Raw genomic sequence first — 19,577 nt, forward strand, 5'->3', positions numbered from 1 at the left:
TTTGCATCAAGAATATTGGATTTTAGAGGTGAAGGTCACCCCAAAGTCTAAACAAAATACAATTGTGGGATTTGAAGGCGAGGTATTAAAAATACGTGTTACTGAGGTCCCAGAAAAAGGTAAGGCTAACGAAGCAGTTATTGCTTTGTTAGCCAAAGCATTGTCTTTGCCTAAGCGTGACATCACGTTAATTCCTGGAGATACTTCCAGGAAAAAAAGAATCCTCTTACCGAAGTCTACGGAATCGATTGTCTCTCATTGGCGAGAAAAGGGATTTTACGCAGGGCTGTAGTTTTTATCGGTGTCTGGTTTATCGCTTTTTACCGCGGCTTTTTTATCTTTATTATCTTTAAAGATTATAGAACGGAATTGTTTGCGTTCTGTTCTGTTGATTTTCAAACCTAAACGACGGATAACATCTTCATTAAATGTTGTTGTTTGTGGTAGCGGCTCGGCGATAATTTTTTTTAATCCTTCGATATCTTGCTGTTGGTTCAGTAAGTGGTAAACCATTTGAGCCGCTTGTCTGCCGGATTTTTTAAAATCTACGCCACAAGCGACGCAGGCTCCTTCAGCGACTAAAGAGAAGTCATCGGTAATGATAGGGATTTTTTCTTTAAGGATGTCTTCAATGAATGCGGTGCCGAGTTTATGAGCTAGCGACGAGAAAGGAATAAAAATGGCAGAGGGACGTTTGTCGATGGCTTGTTGAATACGAGTTTTGAAATTTGCTGGTATTACGCTAATTTCTGTGACAGAAATCCCTGAAGCGTGGAGTTTTTTCTCAATTTCTTGTTGTAGAGCGGATGGAAAAGGCTCAGCAGGTTGTAGATATACTAATGACTCGGCGTTTGTTCTTACAGCTTGTATAGCAAAACAACATTGGTTGATATCTAAGGAATCGTTAACACCGTAGATATTCGTTTGTTTTTTGGGGAAAGCTAGAGTCTCTCCTTCAGGAACTGCAGCATAGATAATCGGCTTTTTTGTTTCGATTTGGCTCATGATTTTTGTTGCTATCGAGCCTAGGGTAACAATAGCAACGATATTTTGATCGCTGTGCAATGTGCGCGCGAGTTTCCTGGCTTTGACTACACTATCTTCGGCATTAACGACAACCACTTCGGGAGAGTTGTCGAATGTTTTTAAAACCTCTATGCAACTTTGACTACAATCTTCGAGTATGGAGTGAGAGAAAGATAAGAACACGGCGACTTTGGGAGAGCCTTGCTCAGGATTCGGTGAGGAGACAACTACAGAAATAAAGGAGCAGATAATGGAAAGGAAAAAAATATATTGAGCAATTTTACGAAGAATCATAGGGACAACACCATTGTATCATACACAGATGTTAGAGTTAAACGTTGGCAAGCTGCAACAATATCTTCTGTTTTCCCTAAAGAAGAAAAGCGCACATACCCTTTTCCACACGAGCCGAATCCTTTACCGGGAGTAATCGCAATATGATAGTGGTGTAAGAAGAAATCAAAGACATCTTCATCTGGGATATGCCCAGGGACTTCCACCCAGAGGTACGGAGCTTGCTCACCACCGTATACTGAAAAGTCGGCTTTTTGTAGGGCTTCACGTAAAAGAGAACTATTGTAGCGGTAATGTGAGATTGCCTCTAAGTTCGGGAATAGAGAAACTCCTGCGATAGCAGATTCTTGCACTGGTAAACATACCCCATTAAATGTGGTAAATAGCAGACGTTCCCAATCGCGAATTACGGGGAGACCGTCGTTATATTGAAGATCCTTAGGAACGACATTCCATCCCAAACGTACTCCTGCAAAACCTAAAGACTTGGAAAAGGAGTTGACTTCTATAGCACAAGAACGCGCTCCGGGGATGTCAAAAATGCTTGTGGGTAAGGTAGGATCAGAAATAAACGCGCTATAGGCGGCATCGAACAAGATTATGCTCCCCTGAGCATTTGCGTAGTCAACAAGTTCTTTAAGTTGTTCTCTATTCAATACCGTGCCTGTAGGATTATTGGGAGAGCATATACAGAAAATATCTATCGCTTCGTCTTGAGGAATTTCAGGAAAAAAATGCGTTTCTTTTGTACAGGGAAGCTTGATGATTTTACGGCTTCCTGTGAGCAGAGCAGTATCAATATAGACAGGGTACGAGGGGTCTTGCACGGCGATAGTTTTCCCCGGACCAAATAAAGAAAATATACGGAAAATATCCATTTTGGCTCCCTCAGAGATAAAAATCTCTTCGGGGGAAACTTGACCATGATAAAACACTTCTGAGAGTTTTTCCCTCAACGCAGGCAACCCCAATTCTGGACCGTATCCACGATACGTTTTCGGATTTCCTAACTTCTCTACAGACTGCGTAAAGGTGTGAATAACTGATGTGTGTAGTGGGTAGGAGGTATCCCCTATAGATAGGTCTATAATAGAAGCTTCGGGATGTTGTTTACGGAAAGCTTGGATTTTTTGACGAATACCAGAGAACAGATAGTTGGCTTCTAAATTGGAAAAGTTTGTATTTCTTCGCATTGCGGTTGTTTCGTTATCTGTAGCATATGGTAGACATCTTAAGAAAGGCCCTGCTTTTTTTATATACCTTTCTTTTCTTTCTATACAAAAGCTGGTGGTCTCCTAGGGCGCTCTAGTGCAGAAGTTCCCTCCACCTTTTACAAAACAATAAAGGTTTCTTTATTTTAATATAAATGCAGTCTTGTTTATATCTTTTAGTTTGAGTTTATTTTCAAATAAAGTTTTATAATTAATTAAAAGGAATTAATTATTTTAGGTTAAATTATGAATCCGATTAACCCTTACGGGAGTTCAGTTCCTGGACCATCACAAGGTCCTGCAGAAGGAGGAGCCAAGAGTGATTCTCTCCGTGGCGTGGGGGGAAAGTTCACAAGAAGAGGAGCGATTCGCGGCCGTAAAGGTGTGCGTGGGTATCAAGGATATCTCGAATCCAAGGTAAGTAAGCAGGGCAGTGAAAAAGCTCAGAAGGCTGCGAGTCGAGTGGGACACATTGGTGAAAGAATTAAAGCCGGCGGAGCTAAAGCTAGCCAGGCGATCAGTCAAGTTGCCTCCAAAGCTGGAAAAATTCTTGCACAAACGGCAAGCCAAGTCAAAAGCAAGATCCAAAATAAGATAGGGGGGCAGAAAGGAGCTGTCAAGGGCAAGAAAGAGTCCCAGGGAACTCCACAGAAGTCACAGATGAAAGTTTTAGCTAAAGAAGCTGTGGCGAGAGTCGGGAAGATAGCTTCTGGAGGTAAGAGGGGCCTAGGTGCCGGTAAATTGGATGTTACAGAAAGTCCTTTGAAACGGGCGAAAACTGAGGTACCCTCTGCTGAGGATCGGGGTACTTTTAGCCCAGATTTAGGGGCAATAGCTGGTAGAGATCGGATGAAACTTCCTCGGGCGAGTTCTCCAGAGGGGGAGAGAAAATCTCAACGTATAGCCGACCAAAAGACCAAGGGAATCCTGAAACAACCTGGAGCTCCTAAAACCGGTAAGAAGGGAGGCGTTCGTTGGGCAGACCAGGAAGGGAAGAATCTCGAACAATAGATTTTCGGTTTGCTCTGATGCTTTATTTTGCAGAGAAGAACTGCATCTTCATATTGTAAGGTGCAGTTTTTTTTATATTAAAAAGGTCCCACCCAGTTCACTGGGGTAACTAGATGGGAAAGGGAAAGTTTTCTTTTTACGTGACGACTAAATTGACATTTAGAATCACAAGCTTAGGAGTGATAGAGGGTTCGCAGGCGGGCTTTTCCTACGATGTAAGTATTCCAAACTCGTACTTCTCTTTATAATTATTCCTCTATTTTTGTCCTTCTGTTTTTTTAATTTAATGAATTTGTGTTCTGATATTTCTGGTTATTAAGCATATATTCTTCTCAAGGTATTTCGGAAGAAAACGTGTATCTACAGGGATTTTTCTTAATCTATGTGTGAGGTGTTGCTAAATAAATCATCTCTTTCTATAGATTGTGGATACCATGGGAAGACTGTTACGATATGGCTGCTGTCTATGCAGTTTAGTATTTATTGGCTATTTTTCATCTTGTGTAACTGCAGGAGCTCAGGAAGCTGGGCGTTGTCCTGATTGTGAGAGCTTTAAAAAAGCTGTTCATCGCTCGGATCAACTACCTGAAAATATTCAAGAATCCGAAAATGGTTGTTATCTTACGGGGTATGTACAAGCCCTCGTAGATATGCATTTTTTAGATAGCTGCACCCAAGTGGTTGTTGAGGATAACGTTGCTTATGTATTCTCCCTTCCTGTCGATACGGTACTTTCTCATGCGATTATAGATTTTATCAAAGATTTACCGTTTATTGCTTCTGTAGAGATTTGTACTCGCTCCTATCAAGAGTGTTGTAAGGGATATAGAGAAGATCGTCCTATATTACCCAAGCAGAAGGCCTTAGGAACGGAAATTGTCTGTGGTAAAGAAGGTCTCTGGTTACCACAAAATACCATACTCTTTGCACCGTTAATTGCCGATCCTCGCCAAGTGACAAATAGTGCCGGCATTCGTTTTAATGAGAAGGTTATCGGGAACCGCGTAGGTTCTGCGATTTTTGGTGGCGACTTTATTTTGCTACGCCTTTTCGATGTTTCTCGTTTCCATGGGGATTTAGATATTGGCCTTCAAGGGGGAGTTTTTTCCGTTTTTGATTTAGATCATCCGGATTCCTGCATGGTCAACTCGGACTTTTTCGTCGCCGGTTTGTTGGGATTCGCTGTTGATAAATGGAGTTTTCGTTTACGCCTTTGGCATTTGTCTTCACATTTGGGAGATGAATTTCTTTTAACGCATCCGGATTTCCCAAGATTTAACCTCAGTGACGAGGGTATCGATGTGTTTGCTTCCTTGCACTATAACCCGCAGATACGTCTGTACGGGGGAGTCGGTTACATTATCAGTAGAGATTTGACTTTTCCTGAACGCCCTTTATACATAGAAGCAGGAGCAGAATTACGTCCTTTTGGATTGCGCGAGGGGAATTTACATGCTCAGCCGATTTTTGCTATGCATTTTCGTTTCTGGGAAGAACAGCATTTTGGCATAGATCAGACCTATATCTTAGGTATGGAGTGGTCAAAATTTCGTGATGTAGGCAGAAAAATCCGTGCATTTGTCGAATACCATCAAGGGTTTTCTAAAGAAGGACAGTTTGTGCGAGAGCCGTGTAATTACTACGGCTTTCGCTTAACCTATGGCTTCTAATCATACCTCTAAAAATCCCTCGGGATAAGGAGGATATTCGGGACCTATAGGCAACGTGTTGTCGATATATCTTTGGAAAATTTCTATACCAGCTTGAGGGGAAGAAATACAAAATACGCAATTGCTTACCCACTCCGAACCTCGGTTCGTTCCCGTTGTGCAATTGGTTTGGTAGATGGGGGTCACTTTCTCTCTCCAATAGGCAGCAGGACCGATTAAAAATATAGGAACAGGAGGTTTTTTCCCTGTTTTTATACTGACAAGCTCAAGACAAAACTCAAAATCTGTTCCCATACCTCCTGTGACAAATAAAGCGAGATCCACATGGAAGTGCTCTTGACGTTGAATTAAAGAGGAGAGCCTGTAGGTCATTTTCGCTTGTATGTAGGGATTGCTATCTTGGTATTTCATTGGGGACTGTTCGAAATCTATAATGTTGCCACAAGAAAGAAGGTTGAGCTCTGTGGCCACCTCGTTGCCTATCGCCATGGCTCCGGGTCCGCCTCCGGTGATGATGGCTAAGGGGGTAGGAGGAGTAAATCCAGGAATAGGGAGGGTTTGGATAAGATTGTGTATGCCTTGTAATAATTCCTTGAGATCTTCTTTATACCCCTCTGCAATCATGCAAGAGCCATGGATGCCAATAAAGTAAGCAGAGCGAAATTCTTGGGTGCGGGTTATAGGCACGAACATTCCTGAATCTTTTCCACGACGTTTGACGTATTGTAATACGTGTTTAGAGACTTGGTCTACCCAGAACGTAGGGATCCCAGCAAAGTATAAATCCATAAGTAAAGTGCGGTCATGCTCAGAAAAATACTCGCCATAATTGTAGGAGGGTATTTGGAAATAGATTTGTTTCAGACAGTAGTTGACATGATAGGAAAGTAACATCCCTTTGAGACACGAAGAAGGGAAATAACGAGAGAACAGTACGCCCTGGCTGGTAATGTGTCCTGTTTCCATAGCTTGTAGGAAGGGGAAGCAGGGTTGTTCTTCGATGTATTCTTGTAGGTTTTCGGGATAAGGATGTTTTTTGTCATGTAGGGATTTGGCGGATCCTATCAACCAAGAGTTGTGTGATAACTCGAGAATTTCACTACCTTTGGAAATAAATGTGGCTGCTTTTTCTTGGGTACCTGGTGCCGTCTCAAAAATGTTGAAAAGACATTGCTCGGATTCTAGGGAGGATTGTAGGAAATCTCGATAACAGAAGAAAGAGTGTTCTTTATACGGTTCTATAGTGAAGAATTCTAAAGGAATCGTCTCGACGGGAACTGTGGAAGATCCATAAAATTCGTAAATATCTCCGGATTCTTGTGTGGTAGGCTCTAAAATATTTGCTGCCGTATGTTGTATTCCCTGGGGAAGGAGGGAGTCGACAACACGAGCAAATACCGTACGGATATGTAAAGGCTCCGTTTTTATCAGTAAAATACGATCACGTAGGGGCAGCTTCTCACGTTCTATTTTATGTTGGTACAGGGATAGGAAATTGCGTACTCTCATGTTTGGCTGGCCTAAGGCTTTTCCTATTAAAGGAAGGAGGCCGTAGATCTTATGATCATAGTGAATGACACCAGGAAGAGTCGGCAGGGTCACGACTAGACGGTCATCAATAACATCTAAAGAAATGAGATGTTCTAATTTTTTCCCAAAACATAACAAAGGCATTCCTGCTTTATCGGTATGTTTGAGCATTCTTTCTAGGTATTGGGGGGAGCGTACGAGTCGACGGTCATCGGCAGCGAATAATTTTGCAATGTAATCCCCAGGTTCTAATAGGGTGAGCATCACAGAAGCGACAGGGTCATGACTGCTAATTTGTAAAAGTAAACGTGCTCGGGAACATTCTTTACTTAATTCTATTTCTTTAATTTTTGCATCCACTCCCAGTTGTGCTAGTGAGCTTTTTAGATTGAGATGTAAGCAATGCTTAGGTAAATGGAAACCCAAGAAGTACTCGGGGATATGTAGTATTTCTATTTCCCCCTCGTATGTATTCGGCGATAGCATATGCAAGGGAGACGTAAGGTACCCATCAGGAGAAATGGCGTCGTGGTTCCTGTGGAATAAGTTATACATATATCCTCCAAAAAAAATAGGCTTTTATAGCTTGAGAGTCTTGTTTTAGATGAAAAAGATTTTTAAGAAAATGCAAAGAAATGTCTTTGCGATTGAGAATTATTTTTCTCTGGATACAATGGAGGGTTTTTAAGAAGGATGGGAAATATGCGAATTCCAAGAAGCGTTGGTACACACGACGGTTCTTTTCATGCTGATGAGGTTACGGCGTGTGCTTTACTTATTTTGTTCGACCTTGTTGATGAAGATAAGATCGTCCGTACGCGAAATCCTGAAAAGCTCGCCGAGTGCGAATATGTATGTGATGTCGGTGGAGTCTATTCTCCAGAGCAAAAAAGATTCGATCATCACCAGGTAGCCTATGAAGGACCCTGGAGTAGCGCAGGAATGGTATTGGATTATCTTAGGGAACAACGACTTATCGATCTAGAAGAATATCATTTTCTAAATCATACGTTAATTCATGGTATCGATGAACAAGATAATGGAAGGTTTTTTTCGAAAGAAGGCTTTTGTTCTTTTTCTGATATCATTAAAATCTACAATCCTGAAGAAGGGAGAAATGCTTCGGATGCGGATTTCTTTTTCTCTTTAAAATTTACGATCGACTTATTGAAGCGTTTGAGAAATAAGTTTCGCTACGATCGCATGTGTAGAGATGTTGTCCGATCTGCCATGGAAAAAGATGAATTTTGTTTATTTTTTGATCGTCCGTTGGCATGGCAAGAAAATTTCTTTTTTTTAGGTGGCGAGCAACACCCTGCAGCATTTGTGTGTTTCCCTGCTTGTGATCAATGGATTCTTAGGGGAATCCCTCCCACTTTAGATAGGCGCATGGAAGTGCGTGTGCCCTTCCCAGAAAGTTGGGCAGGACTTCTGGGCAAAGAGCTCGAAGAAATCAGTGGTATTCCTGGAGCCATTTTTTGCCATAAGGGATTGTTTTTGTCTGTTTGGGATAGCAAAGAACACTGTCGGCGCGCCTTGCAGTTGGTGTTAGAAAATCGAGGATTAGTATGACCATTTTTGAAAAGATTATCGAAGGCGCGATAGATTGCGAAAAAGTTTTTGAAAATGAGAATTTTATCGCTATAAAAGATCGTTTCCCCCAGGCTCCTGTTCATCTCTTGATTATTCCTAAAAAGCACATAGAAAAATTACAAGATATGCAGGATGAGGATTTTTCTTTACTTGCTGAAGCAGGAAAAATTATTCAGCAATTAGCGGAAGCTTTTGGTATTGCTGAGGGATATCGTGTTGTAATCAATAATGGTGTTGACGGGGGACAGAGCGTATTCCATTTACATATTCATCTTTTAGGTGGAAGCTCTTTGGGGGCTATTGCCTAATTTTTTTTTACTCTTTCGCTCATGTAGCTCATGGATCGCAATCTTTGCGTCAGCATTTGCTTATTGGTGATTTCCCTCGAGCTATTCAGGAAGCTCAGGCCCTTTTGTCCTCTTCCGAATGTTCGCTCTCCACAACCCGACTTGCCCTAAAAGCCTTAGCCCGAGGGAAGGATTACGACTCCTGGAATCGAGGGTTTACTAAAGCTCGTCAATGCTACCCGCAACTAGCTAAAGATCGCGATACCTTAGAAGATTTTGCTCAACAAGTGCTTTCGGATGGTATGCGCCATCCTTCAATGACGGTACGCGCAGTGAGTATACTGTCTATAGGCTTAGCTAGAGACTTTCGTTTAGTCCCTCTTGTTTTAGCGAGTCTGTCTGATGATAGCGTGATTGTGCGTACCCTGGGCCTACAGGTCGTCTTGCAGTATGGATCTCAGAGTTTAAAAGATGCTGTCTGTAAAATTGCGCGCCACGATGATTCTATGCAAGTGCGTATGATAGCCTACCAAATTGCTGCGATTTTAGATATTGAAGAACTCCTTCCTTATCTTCAAGAACGTGCAAATAACAAACTTGTCGATGGTGAGGAACGTCGGGAGGCGTGGAAAGCTTCTCTCATGCTGACCCCACATGGGCTGTCTAAATCTAGAGTACACGAAGATATGGATCAGGCTTTATTTGCCTGCGAACTCTTGCATCATTTGGGAGAAGAAAAAGAGGAGAGTGTGCTCCTAGATTTATTATCTATTCAGTACCCGGAAGTTCAAGAAGCAGCATTACGCGCAGCCTTGTCTTGTGGACGTGAGGTGAGCTGTGAATCAAAAAAAATTGCTGATCAAGTGCACGCCATGGCTCAAACGTCTCCCTTCCCTAAAGTCCGTCTACAGGCAGCAGCTCTTCTCTATCTTCAAGGAGATCCTTTAGGGGAAGATTTGCTAGTGCAAGGTTTACTTTCTCCTCTCGCCTCGATTTGTGAGTCAGCATCTGCTGCCGTATGTTCTTTAGGTATAGGCGGAAAAGATCTTGCTGATAAGTATCTGCATCGTGTGGTCTCCAGGAAGGCCGCAGCAAATCTCGCGATTTTACTGCTTGTCAGTCGTACGCACGTGGAAAGAGCTGGTGATGTTATAGCGGATTTTATCAGTGATCCTGAGATGTGCTGGGCGATCGAACAGTTTCTTTGGAGTTCACAATGGAACCCTAAAAGTGCTTCTCTGCCTCTCTATTTTGATATGGTAAAAAGAGAGATAGGGAGAAAGCTGATCCGTTTGCTTGCGGTAGCAAAATATAGTAAAGTCAAAAAAGTGACGGGAGATTTTCTTTCTAATCGGCAACAACATGGCTGGAGTTTTTTTTCAGGAGTATTCTGGGAAGAAGGGGATGAACACACGGCGCAGATATGGACTGCAGATAAAAGTTTTGCTTCTAAGTTAGAGTCCACGTTAGCTAGGTTGTGTCAGAAAAAAAATAGCGAATCTTTGCATCAAGCTATAGAGCTCTATCCTGAAAGTCGTTGGCAAGATAAACTTGCTATTTTAGAAGGTATCGCTTTTTCGGAAAATCTCGAGGGCGTGGATTTCCTTCTGGAATGTTGTTCCCATGAAACCCCTTCGCTGCGTTGTGCAGCCGCAGGGGCTGTATTTGCTCTATTTAAGTAGATCCGTTTCCTTGAGTTTGACTAAATTGTTGAGTGGATGCTCTGGGTCTATCCACCAGCTGATCTAAATGCATTTTGTACTTTTCTAATTCTTCAATGAGTGCAGATAGGGCTTCCTCCCATTCCTCTTTAGACAATAAAGATGAAGAATGTGTCTCCAAGGCGGCGAAAAATTCATCAACAACGTGGACCAGGCTATAAATAAATTTTTTAAATAGATAATAGACTTCTTTTCAATATTTTTATTTGTCATAGTTAATTTATTTTGTTTGTTAGTTTCTTTTTAAAATAAAAAGGAGTTTTTTCAATAATTTTTAATATAAAAAAAGAAACTTGGTGGTTTTTATAGATTTTTAAGAGGACTTATTTTAGCCTAGCAGGAAAGTCTAAAGCGCAGGGATGTTTTCACTATGCTCACACAACCTTTGTCTTTGAAAATGCTTCGCGCTTCCTTGTTCTCTTTAAGTTTCCGTTATTCTGGTCGCTATCTCCATCGAATCTCACTGTTTTCCAAGTAAATTTTTTGCCGAGGATAGGGGTTAACGCTGTCTTCCCTGAGAGTTTTTCTTCGGCCTAGGTATGTTTACAGTTAAGAGTTTCGCAATGAATTTTGGATTATTTTTATGTTGTTTGCTTGGCATTCAGGCCTTGTGTTTATGTGTAGGTCGTCGAGGCGGCTCTACAGTTCAGGATTGTGAGGGGTATTTTCTCGCAGGAAGGAGCTTAAAAACGTTTTCTTTAACGATGACGTTTATCGCTACACAAATTGGCGGTGGGGTACTACTTGGCGCAGCTGAAGAAGCTGCACGTTACGGTTATGGAGTGATCTTGTATCCTTTGGGAGTGGCTTCAGGTTTGATATTTCTTGGTGTCGGGCCAGGAAAGAAATTAGCGTCGGGATCGATTGCTACCGTAGTGACGCTTTTCGAAAGCGTGTATAAATCAAAAAAGCTACGGAAAATGGCTTTTCTTCTTTCCGCTCTATCTTTGTTTTTTATTCTTGTAGCGCAGATAGTTGCTTTGGATAAGCTATTCGGTGTGTTCACTTATGGCAAATATCTCACCGCCATTTTTTGGATCACCCTAGTATTCTATACTTCTACAGGAGGATTTCGTGGTGTTGTCAGAACAGATATCGTACAGGCGGGATTTCTCCTGATTGCTGTGCTGACTTGTGCTGTTTCTGTTTGGTACGGCGCATCTCAGTTTACCCCCATCTTATCGAACTCTGTTTTTGAGCCCCTACCCACAAGCAAGCTTCCCGGATGGATTTTCATGCCTATGGTCTTTATGATTGTCGAGCAGGATATGGCACAACGTTGTGTCGCGGCCTCATCACTGCGCAGACTCCAATGGGCAGCCATCCTTGCCGGGATCGTCATCCTTTTGTTTAATCTTATCCCCTTATTTTTAGGTTCTCTAGGAGCAAAATTGGGAGTTTCTCCCGGCTGTGTCCTTATCGATACCGTAGCTTATGTCAGCGGACCATCATTAGCCGCTATTATGGCAGCAGCCATTGGTGTGGCCATATTGTCGACAGCAGATTCTTTGATTAGTGCTGTTGCTCATCTAATTAGTGAAGAAGTGCCTCAACTATCTTCGTTAAACTACCGTTACCTGATTGGGATGATTGCGGTACTCGCTCCCGTCGCTGCTTTAGGCTTTAGCAATATAGTGGATTTGCTGATGCTAAGCTATGGCCTATCCGTGTGTTGCCTTTCCGTTCCTCTAGGCGCAGCTCTTCTCACTCGCTATCAAGCTAGCACTCCTGCAGCTTGGGCAGCAGTGCTCACCGGAGGCAGCGTGTATATCAGTGGGTATTTCATCACCGTGCCTTTCTCTAGGGATGTCATCGCTTGGTTAAGCTCTCTTACAGCGTTTATTTTTATCGAAATAGTATACGTGTACATCGGGAAGCTTGCTGAAGAGAAAGTCTAATTCTCTGTTTTCTATTTCGATGATCTTTTTCTGCACACATGTTGTCTGTGCTCACCTTCTTGTTTGCACAAGAAGGTGAGTTTCGTCGCTAAGGTTGTCTTGAATCAGGATGCGGAAGGTGTTTTAAACTAGAAAGGAGTTCTATAAAAGAAGATAGGAAAGCTTGGAATACAGGTTCGTCGGGGTGGTTAGGGATGCCTTGGAGTATTTTTCTACAATAATAAATTAGCCAGTATAAAGCATAAAATAGATATTGTAAAAGGTAGAGTTTGCATGTTTGTTTTACCATATACCTCCATGAAGAAAATACTCTTATTCCTTCATTGTTATTTGATAATCAAATAGTTAAACATACAAAACTTTGCAATAATTTTTTTAAGAAACTCAACAAATCGTTATTTAGTATTTTTATATTTTTAGTGATTGAAGTATTTTTAATTATACAACGGCACTGACCACTCAACTGTACGTGATTTGCCTGGTGGTGGTTGTGCCTGGGAAAATTCCTATCTACCGATTTCTTGGCAGATAGCGTCTTTCCCTCTTATCGAGGAGAATAGCTCACTCAGTTCTTCAGGGGTGATGTGTTGTTTCCCATCACAGAGAGCTTTTTCTGGGGACTCATGTATTTCTATCATTAAGCCATCAGCACCCGCGGCCATAGCAGCTTTTGCTAGAGGCGACACTAAAGAGCGTTTCCCCGCGGCATGAGAAGGATCTACAATTACGGGAAGAGGACTCACTTCTTTAAGTAAAGCCACGGTGTTCAGGTCTAGGGTATACCGTGTGGACATTTCAAAAGTGCGTATACCACGTTCGCAAAGAATGACACCGGGACATGTGGGAGAGTTCAGAAGGTATTCTGCAGAGCATAACCACTCTTCTATCGTTGCGGAAGGATGACGTTTCAGAATCACCGGGCGATGACTTTGGCTGACTTCTTGAAGCAGAACAAAGTTTTGCATATTCCTTGCTCCGATACGGAGAAAATCCACGTTTTCTGCGGTAATTTCTACATCACGAACATCCAAAACTTCTGTTTCCGTAAGTAGGCCGTGAATACGCTGAGCTTCTTTATGCCAAATCACCTTTTCTTTTTCCCAGCCTTGAAAGGTGAACGGGCTGGTTCTAGGTTTTCTTATAGATCCTCGCAGTACTGTAGCGCCTGCTGCTTTGGCAGCAAGGCCGATAGCTACAGTATGCTCGTAGCTTTCTAGAGTGCAGGGACCCGCTATGAGCAGAGGATCTCCTTTCCCTACGACGACACCAGAAGATAGGGAGAGAAGAAAATTCGGATCCTGAGCAGAGTGTTTTAACGCGTTTGGTAGAGGATAAGTAGTCGTAAGAATAAGAAAGCGTCCTTTAAGTTAGGGTTGATTTTGCGTAGTTCCTCGGTTGGTTACTCTTGACGTATCATGAGCATCTTTAGGTAACAAACAGTTGTAATGGTTGTTTGTACGTAAGACAAAAATTTTAGCCCGTTGCTCTGGAACATGGTCCGTTTGGAAGAATCCATGAGTCGCCGCCAACGCACTGAGTTGTCTTACCGTTTGTGTTAAACTCGCATCGCCTAGGTATTGGCAAAGAGCTAATGAGCCTAAAGCTGACGAAATCGCACTCACATGCTCATCTTCTGCCTGAGTGTTTACGGAGTTAAATGTACGCATAAGCTCGTGGATATCCATAGTATTTAAATCATGAATAAAGGACTGGTATGCCTCAGGATATGGGTTATTGTTACGTACTAAAGAGAAGAGGAAAACTCGTTGTAGGTTGTTATAAGTAGTCAGTCTGTCAACATTTATCCAGAATAATGTAGTCCACGTATTGAGATTTTCTGTGATGTCCGTTTTCATGCGGATAGTTTGCGTTATTGCATAGGTCTTTAGCCTACTTGCCAACTCCGTATTCCCATCTAACAGCTGTGAGTGCGTTTGCAAAAAGCTGTAAAGTAGAACGTCGTTGGGAACGGATTGACTAAATGGCAGACTCGTTCTTTGCGGGGTGGTTTTATGGCCTACTGTATCCAGTTGATAAATAAATGCTTCCCATAAAATAGGGTAGGCTGTTCGTGCCTCCTGCAGTAACGCGGCCGTTTCCTCGGCATTTCCTGAATCCATGGTTTGGAAGAACTGGGTTCTCATATTGGGACAAAGAGACAAAGCACAAGGATCTCTAGATAGGAAGGATAATAAGGACTCAATCGTTTGTGTGGTTACTCGATCTCCACATGCAGGGGGTTGCCAGCAAAAAGCCCCAAAAATACTGCCTCCCAAAGACAATACACGGTAAGTGTTCAGTTGATTCCTCAAAGCTTGTTGTAAATGCGGTTGGTACAACAAGAGGATTTTCTTTGCCGCATGCGCTGTGACTCGATTTGTTAGTAAGGAAGGATATTGTAAAAGGAAGAAGAACATTTTTATTCCTTCCGCATAAATTTTATCCTTAGTACTTGTAGAAGCTTCTAATTGCAATCCACGAAATATTTCAGAAGACATCATTTCTGTATAGGACGCTGCTTGACTAGGATGATTTTGGATATGAGATAAAATTGTGTCTAAAGCGCTGCGTAATTCTGCTTCGGGGGTGCTTTGTGGTGTGCTTTGCATCAATTTAGCGATGAGCCTGTAGGTGTGACCTAATTGTAAAATCATATTCGAAGATCTAAACCCATCACACAGAGAGAGAGCCACTTCAATCAAACTTCCCGCTTGTTTTTGCGCCCAAGAGGCTTGCAGTTTTGCATTAAGAATGTCAGCGGCTTCTCCCTGCCAATGTAAAGCGTCCGCTAATGCTAAGTTATTTCCTATAATCCCTGCGAGTGTGGTTTTTGCCTTTGTTAGGAAATCTTGACATACCGCATGGTTTGTTGCGCAGGAAGGATGAGAGAGTAGGAAAGAAAGGAAAATGACAGGGGTAGGTAGGTGTTGTCCCGGCCTAGCTCGCCTTAGGGATTGAGTGAATTTTTGGTAATGTCCTTGAATTTCTTGAGGGAGCGAGGTGAGGATGGAGGCAGTGCTTTCCTCAGTAAGATCTCCGGCAGTCAGGGTAGCACTCACTGTATTGAGTAACTCATCCAGCGTCGTTTGGAAAAGACTTTCCTCCTGCTGTTTTTCCTGAGGCAGCTGTTGGATTTTTTGATTGCTGAGGAGTATTTGCGATAAGAACTCTAAAACTAGCTCTAATTGACTTGCAGCTCCAGTTATAGGTAAGACATCACCTCGGAAGATATGGTGTAAAATCGGACTAGACGGTTCTGTTTGAATAATCTTTTTCAGAGCTTCCGCTAACATCTCCGGAGCATCAATCATCTGACCTAAGATTAAAGCCCGAACGTTCTGTTCCCCTCCCATATTGGTTAAACGTGCTTCATCTAAAGTGTAAAGAGCCAGGTTACGTAAATAAGCAATGGCTCTAGGCGTGTGTATCGGGGAAAGAAGAACGTTATCGTAAAGATCTTTTACATTTCTTTGGGTTTGGCAGTGCCGTATCACTGTAACCATCTGTTCCGTCAGTAAACGATTTCTCGGCGATGACTGGGCAAAAGGTAATCGCATAATACGCTGAGCTTCCTTCTCGAAGGCTTGCGGATCCCCCGAACGCATTAACGAACACATCCAACCTATGTGGAAAGAACGGTAAAAGCAGTTTCCATCTCCGGGAACATCCACAGAGTAATAGTTGTTATTCAAGTAAGTTAATTGTGATAACAGTAAACGAGAGACGCGAGTGTTTTCATCTTGAGGATTGCCCGTGCGGCTAATGGTTTCAAGATCTTGCATCATTAAATGGAACGTCGAGCGAATGCTTTTAGGATAGGTAGCAATGAATAGAGGGTTCAGGATTTGCGCAGATGTGAGCGTTAAACACGCATTGTTAGGAGCTAACCCTTGTTCATTAAAACACGCCATAGCTTCTAAAGATTTATTATCCACACCTTGGGGTAACACCCCTAAGCTTTGTATGCGCTCCATAATTTCAGATAGACTGGGTAATCCGGGGAGTATAGGTTGTCGTTGCGGTTGAGGTGGGCGTAGAGTTTTTGTTTTGGGCTGAGGAAGTTGGGTAGGTGCAACAGGAGGAGGAATGGTCGGTTGTTGATGCGGTTGTTGTGTAACTGGTGGCGGGGGTGTGGTTGGAGGAAGATCTAATGCACTCTTGGTCATCGGCTGTTGACTTGGAGGGAGGCTGGGGCTTTCTGGCTGCGGTGGGCGCGGCGTGTCTGTTTCGGGCTGAGAGAGTTGGTTAGGTGCACTAGGGGGAGGAGTCATCGGCTGTGGACGAGGTTGTGTTGTCACTGTGGGCTGAGGGGTAGCCGCAGGGAGCCCTACAGAAGTGCGGGTAGTAGGACGTGGTGGCGGTTGTAATGAGCCTCTTCTTCGTGAAGCCTCAAGATATGCAGGTGAGCCCGCTGAAGGTGTGCTAGGCAATTGTGGTAAAGGGAGTCGGGAACTGGGCGTCTGGGGTACAACGGGAATGATAGGGGGTGGGGTCGCTTGTGTTGTGTGGCGAGTACAGTAGTGGAAGAGTAGCAGGAGACCCAAGGTCACAATATGCAAGAGCACATAGGCAACTAACCTCAAAACTCGAATACACAAGGGATCCTGTGGATTGACTTGGAGATGATAAAGATTATTTCTCCCTGGAGTAGGGCAGGAAGGGGGGGTAAAAGAAGATGAGCTCATAATTGAATTTTTTTTATATAGTCACATACCTACTCGCTTTCGATGTCAGTTAATTTAAAAGCATATTTCGAGTTTGAGATTTATTGTGTATGTAAAGTATACCATAATTTTAGTTATTATAGCATAGTTTTTATGAAACAGTGGATTTCTTGCCTTAGAATCTTGTTTTTCGGGTGTTGTTTACTCTTAGTTGGTTGCAATTCTTCTGTTAAGAGAGATAAAATTTGGCTAGTAGGTACGAATGCGACTTACCCCCCCTTTGAATTTATTGATAAACATGGAAACACCATTGGTTTTGATATAGATCTTGCCGAAGCCATTAGCCAAAGACTTGGTAAAGAATTGAAGGTGGTGGAGTTCTCTTTTGACGCGTTGATTCTCAATTTAAAGAAACATCGCATAGATGCGGTTCTAGCAGGGATGTCCATTACACCCTCGCGTCAAAAAGAAATTGCTATGCTTCCCTATCATGGAGAGGGCATCCATGAGCTCACGATTGTATCTAGACAGCCTATAAGTAAAGATGATGTTCTTCCTTTGTCTAAGTATTCTTCAGTAGCTGTACAAACGGGGACTTTCCAAGAGGATTACCTGCTGTCTTTACCCGGAGTCTGTGTCCGTTCTTTTGATAGCACTTTAGAGGTTCTAATGGAGGTGGGGTGTAAGAAGTCCCCAATCGCTGTGCTTGAGCCTTCTGTGGCGCATGTGGTACTGAAAGAGTTTCCAGATGTATATACAACAACCGTAGACTTACCTGAAGATCAGTGGGTTTTAGGGTGCGGCTTAGGTATAGCAAAAGATCGCCCTGAGCACGTGAAAGAAGTCCAAAACGTGTTGGAGGAACTGCGAGCAGACGGAACCCTCCTAAAATTAGAAAAAAAATGGGGATTACATTAACAAGACGTTTCTCATCTTTGTATTAAGCAGGCCCTTTTATCTATTTTTTCGATCGGTATTTTTTTAAACAGGTGAGATTACTTTCTGTTATATAAGAATAGATTTGTTTTTATAAACTTTTATAATTTGATCTTTTCTATTCCTTTTGTTATTTTCTTTCTAATGATTTTAAGGTGCCGGATATGTTTGGATCGTCTCCCTGTTGCCCTGGTTTCAAGGATAACCCGGACTATGTAAATATCCATTTTTATTGTTCTTGTTGCAAAGGGGTCGTGCAACCCAAAGAAGTTTCTGTGCTTGTTGTGGGTAGTGATGGGAAGGCGAGTGGTATAGCTCCTATTTTGCGATGTCAGAGTCATTTGATCGACGGCATGTGTTGTTCGGGGCCAATAACCACGTTATCGGGTTTGTACCCTAAAGATGAAGAGGCTGTGCGTATACGTGAAAAGATGAAAAGCGTATATTTTCGGGTCCGCAACCTAGATCTATGCGCATTGTTGCATTTTATCGGCGCAGGCGTACTATGCTTTTCAGGAGTGATTCTTGGGGTCATTGTTGCTTCCCCGGTAATCCCCGGTATGCACCAGTGGTTTTTCTCAGCAATTTTATTAGGCGTGGGTTTCATCCTATGTTTGATAGGAGCCATCTTCAGCTACTTTTCAAAGACGCGTGTACGGGAATGGTTAGATCTTTCACAGCATTATGTGGAACATTGTGAGCTTGTGCATGTACAAGCAGGTACAGAAAAATATGTGGTGCTGACAGAATTTCCCCCTTCGTGTCACTTGTTAGATCCTATATTAGCATCTCCGCCTCTGCATCCCACCGTTCTTCCCTTATTCTGAACTTATTCCCGCAGAATCTGCTTCTTCTTTTTCTTAATTTTCAAGATAGTTACAATTTCATTTTTACGCATATTTTAGGACTGTTTGTGGTAAACGATGTATGCCGAGATACTTCATCAGGTAAATTAACCTTTTTGGGTTCAGGAAATCCTGAAGGGATCCCTGTGGCTTTTTGCTCCTGTGCGATGTGCACAGGAAGACAGATACGACGTTTACGTTCTTCCGTGCTGATTACCTGGGCGGGAAAGCATTTTCTTATTGATTCCGGTCCCGATTTTCGTCAGCAAATGCTGGAAAATCATATTGAGAAACTTGATGGTGTATTTCTCACCCATCCTCATTACGATCATATAGGCGGTATTGATGATTTGCGTGTTTGGTATGTACTCCATCAACAGTCTCTCCCTGTGGTTCTTTCAGCTTCCACCTATAAATATCTTTGTCAATATCGTAAGCATATTGTTTTCCCTCAAGGCCAAGATTCTGCTCTTTCTGCAGTTTTAGATTTTACTATTTTAAATGAAAGGTACGGTGAGAGTACATTTCTAGGACTTCCTTTTACCTATGTTACCTATTATCAGAAGTCTTGTGAGGTTATGGGCTACCGGTTTGGGAATCTTGCGTATCTCACGGATATGAGTAGATATGATCATGAGATTGTGAGTTATCTTTCTGGAGTCGACACGCTGATTCTTTCCGTGACTTGTCAGCAATTGCCTAAAGTCTTTTCTCGACAAGGTTACGCGCATTTGACTATCAGTCAGGCTGAGGATTTTGCTGCGCTCATAGGCGTAAAGAAAGTAATTTTTACGCATATCAATCATAGCTTACAAAAAGAGTTGGCAAATTATTCCGATAAGTTGTGGGCTTATGACGGTATGGAAGTTTCTTGGTCGTTCGTTAGGTAGA

Annotated in this window: 16 protein-coding genes and 1 pseudogene; 10 read left to right on the forward strand and 7 right to left on the reverse strand. The window is 42.5% G+C overall.

Annotated features, from left to right (window positions below):
- The first annotated feature begins 1 nt into the window (after nucleotide 1).
- Nucleotides 2-292 (forward strand): DUF167 domain-containing protein, encoded by a 291-nt coding sequence (locus CHAB577_RS01320; RefSeq protein ID WP_011096929.1) that lies wholly within the window; start codon nucleotides 2-4, stop codon nucleotides 290-292.
- Here the strand turns inward: CHAB577_RS01320 and CHAB577_RS01325 are convergent.
- Entirely contained in the window at nucleotides 277-1,320 is a 1,044-nt protein-coding gene (locus CHAB577_RS01325; protein WP_011096930.1) for an ABC transporter substrate-binding protein, read from the reverse strand. The genes CHAB577_RS01320 and CHAB577_RS01325 overlap by 16 nt on opposite strands.
- A complete protein-coding gene (locus tag CHAB577_RS01330; protein WP_011096931.1) occupies nucleotides 1,317-2,513 on the reverse strand; it encodes an LL-diaminopimelate aminotransferase in 1,197 nt (398 codons plus the stop codon). Before CHAB577_RS01330 ends, CHAB577_RS01325 begins: the two co-directional genes overlap by 4 nt.
- Before the next feature lie 264 nt (nucleotides 2,514-2,777).
- On the opposite strand from CHAB577_RS01330, the gene CHAB577_RS01335 reads away from it, so the two are divergent.
- Together CHAB577_RS01335 and CHAB577_RS01340 are read left to right on the forward strand one after the other, a co-directional pair.
- A complete protein-coding gene (locus CHAB577_RS01335; protein WP_011096932.1) occupies nucleotides 2,778-3,542 on the forward strand; it encodes a hypothetical protein in 765 nt (254 codons plus the stop codon).
- A gap of 434 nt (nucleotides 3,543-3,976) precedes the next feature.
- Nucleotides 3,977-5,212: a DUF1207 domain-containing protein gene (locus CHAB577_RS01340; RefSeq protein ID WP_080126205.1), complete on the forward strand. Its 1,236-nt coding sequence runs from the start codon at nucleotides 3,977-3,979 to the stop codon at nucleotides 5,210-5,212.
- Here CHAB577_RS01340 and CHAB577_RS01345 read toward each other — a convergent pair whose 3' ends face one another.
- Nucleotides 5,213-7,297 (reverse strand): LOG family protein, encoded by a 2,085-nt coding sequence (locus CHAB577_RS01345; RefSeq protein ID WP_011096933.1) that lies wholly within the window; start codon nucleotides 7,295-7,297, stop codon nucleotides 5,213-5,215.
- A 147-nt stretch (nucleotides 7,298-7,444) separates the two neighbouring features.
- Between CHAB577_RS01345 and CHAB577_RS01355 the strand changes: the two genes are divergently transcribed.
- The 3 genes from CHAB577_RS01355 to CHAB577_RS01365 are packed head-to-tail and all read left to right on the forward strand — an operon-like array spanning nucleotide 7,445 to nucleotide 10,304.
- Complete coding sequence (locus tag CHAB577_RS01355; protein WP_011096934.1) at nucleotides 7,445-8,314, forward strand: MYG1 family protein; 870 nt, start codon at nucleotides 7,445-7,447, stop codon at nucleotides 8,312-8,314.
- On the forward strand, nucleotides 8,311-8,643 hold the full coding sequence (locus CHAB577_RS01360) for a histidine triad nucleotide-binding protein (RefSeq protein ID WP_006343912.1): 333 nt from the start codon (nucleotides 8,311-8,313) through the stop codon (nucleotides 8,641-8,643). Before CHAB577_RS01355 ends, CHAB577_RS01360 begins: the two co-directional genes overlap by 4 nt.
- A gap of 44 nt (nucleotides 8,644-8,687) precedes the next feature.
- Complete coding sequence (locus CHAB577_RS01365; RefSeq protein WP_045071769.1) at nucleotides 8,688-10,304, forward strand: HEAT repeat domain-containing protein; 1,617 nt, start codon at nucleotides 8,688-8,690, stop codon at nucleotides 10,302-10,304.
- Here CHAB577_RS01365 and CHAB577_RS05190 read toward each other — a convergent pair.
- The gene (locus CHAB577_RS05190) at nucleotides 10,297-10,464 is read right to left on the reverse strand and encodes a hypothetical protein (RefSeq protein ID WP_231908344.1); all 168 of its coding nucleotides are present in this window, start codon (nucleotides 10,462-10,464) and stop codon (nucleotides 10,297-10,299) included. The genes CHAB577_RS01365 and CHAB577_RS05190 overlap by 8 nt on opposite strands.
- A 442-nt stretch (nucleotides 10,465-10,906) precedes the next feature.
- Here CHAB577_RS05190 and CHAB577_RS01375 point away from each other — a divergent pair, with 442 nt between their 5' ends.
- Nucleotides 10,907-12,241, forward strand: coding sequence for a sodium:solute symporter family protein (locus tag CHAB577_RS01375; protein ID WP_011096936.1), 1,335 nt, complete (start codon nucleotides 10,907-10,909; stop codon nucleotides 12,239-12,241).
- Between the two features lie 88 nt (nucleotides 12,242-12,329).
- On the opposite strand, the gene CHAB577_RS01380 is transcribed toward CHAB577_RS01375, so the two are convergent.
- The 3 genes from CHAB577_RS01380 to CHAB577_RS01390 all read right to left on the reverse strand — a co-directional run bounded on the left by CHAB577_RS01380 (nucleotide 12,330) and on the right by CHAB577_RS01390 (nucleotide 16,926).
- A complete protein-coding gene (locus CHAB577_RS01380; RefSeq protein WP_011096937.1) occupies nucleotides 12,330-12,530 on the reverse strand; it encodes a hypothetical protein in 201 nt (66 codons plus the stop codon).
- A 217-nt stretch (nucleotides 12,531-12,747) separates the two neighbouring features.
- Entirely contained in the window at nucleotides 12,748-13,590 is an 843-nt protein-coding gene (gene aroF, locus CHAB577_RS01385) for a 3-deoxy-7-phosphoheptulonate synthase (RefSeq protein WP_035395266.1), read from the reverse strand.
- 18 nt (nucleotides 13,591-13,608) lie between these two features.
- Nucleotides 13,609-16,926: an OTU domain-containing protein gene (locus tag CHAB577_RS01390; RefSeq protein WP_011096938.1), complete on the reverse strand. Its 3,318-nt coding sequence runs from the start codon at nucleotides 16,924-16,926 to the stop codon at nucleotides 13,609-13,611.
- Between the two features lie 132 nt (nucleotides 16,927-17,058).
- On the opposite strand from CHAB577_RS01390, the gene CHAB577_RS01395 reads away from it, so the two are divergent.
- From CHAB577_RS01395 to CHAB577_RS01405, 3 genes and pseudogenes are all read left to right on the forward strand, one after another.
- Nucleotides 17,059-17,823 (forward strand): transporter substrate-binding domain-containing protein, encoded by a 765-nt coding sequence (locus tag CHAB577_RS01395; protein WP_006343918.1) that lies wholly within the window; start codon nucleotides 17,059-17,061, stop codon nucleotides 17,821-17,823.
- 182 nt (nucleotides 17,824-18,005) lie between these two features.
- Nucleotides 18,006-18,705, forward strand: a pseudogene (locus tag CHAB577_RS01400) (hypothetical protein).
- Between the two features lie 49 nt (nucleotides 18,706-18,754).
- Complete coding sequence (locus CHAB577_RS01405; protein WP_006343920.1) at nucleotides 18,755-19,576, forward strand: MBL fold metallo-hydrolase; 822 nt, start codon at nucleotides 18,755-18,757, stop codon at nucleotides 19,574-19,576.
- Nucleotide 19,577 lies beyond the last annotated feature (1 nt).

Source organism: Chlamydia abortus (assembly GCF_002895085.1).
Classification (GTDB): domain Bacteria; phylum Chlamydiota; class Chlamydiia; order Chlamydiales; family Chlamydiaceae; genus Chlamydia; species Chlamydia abortus.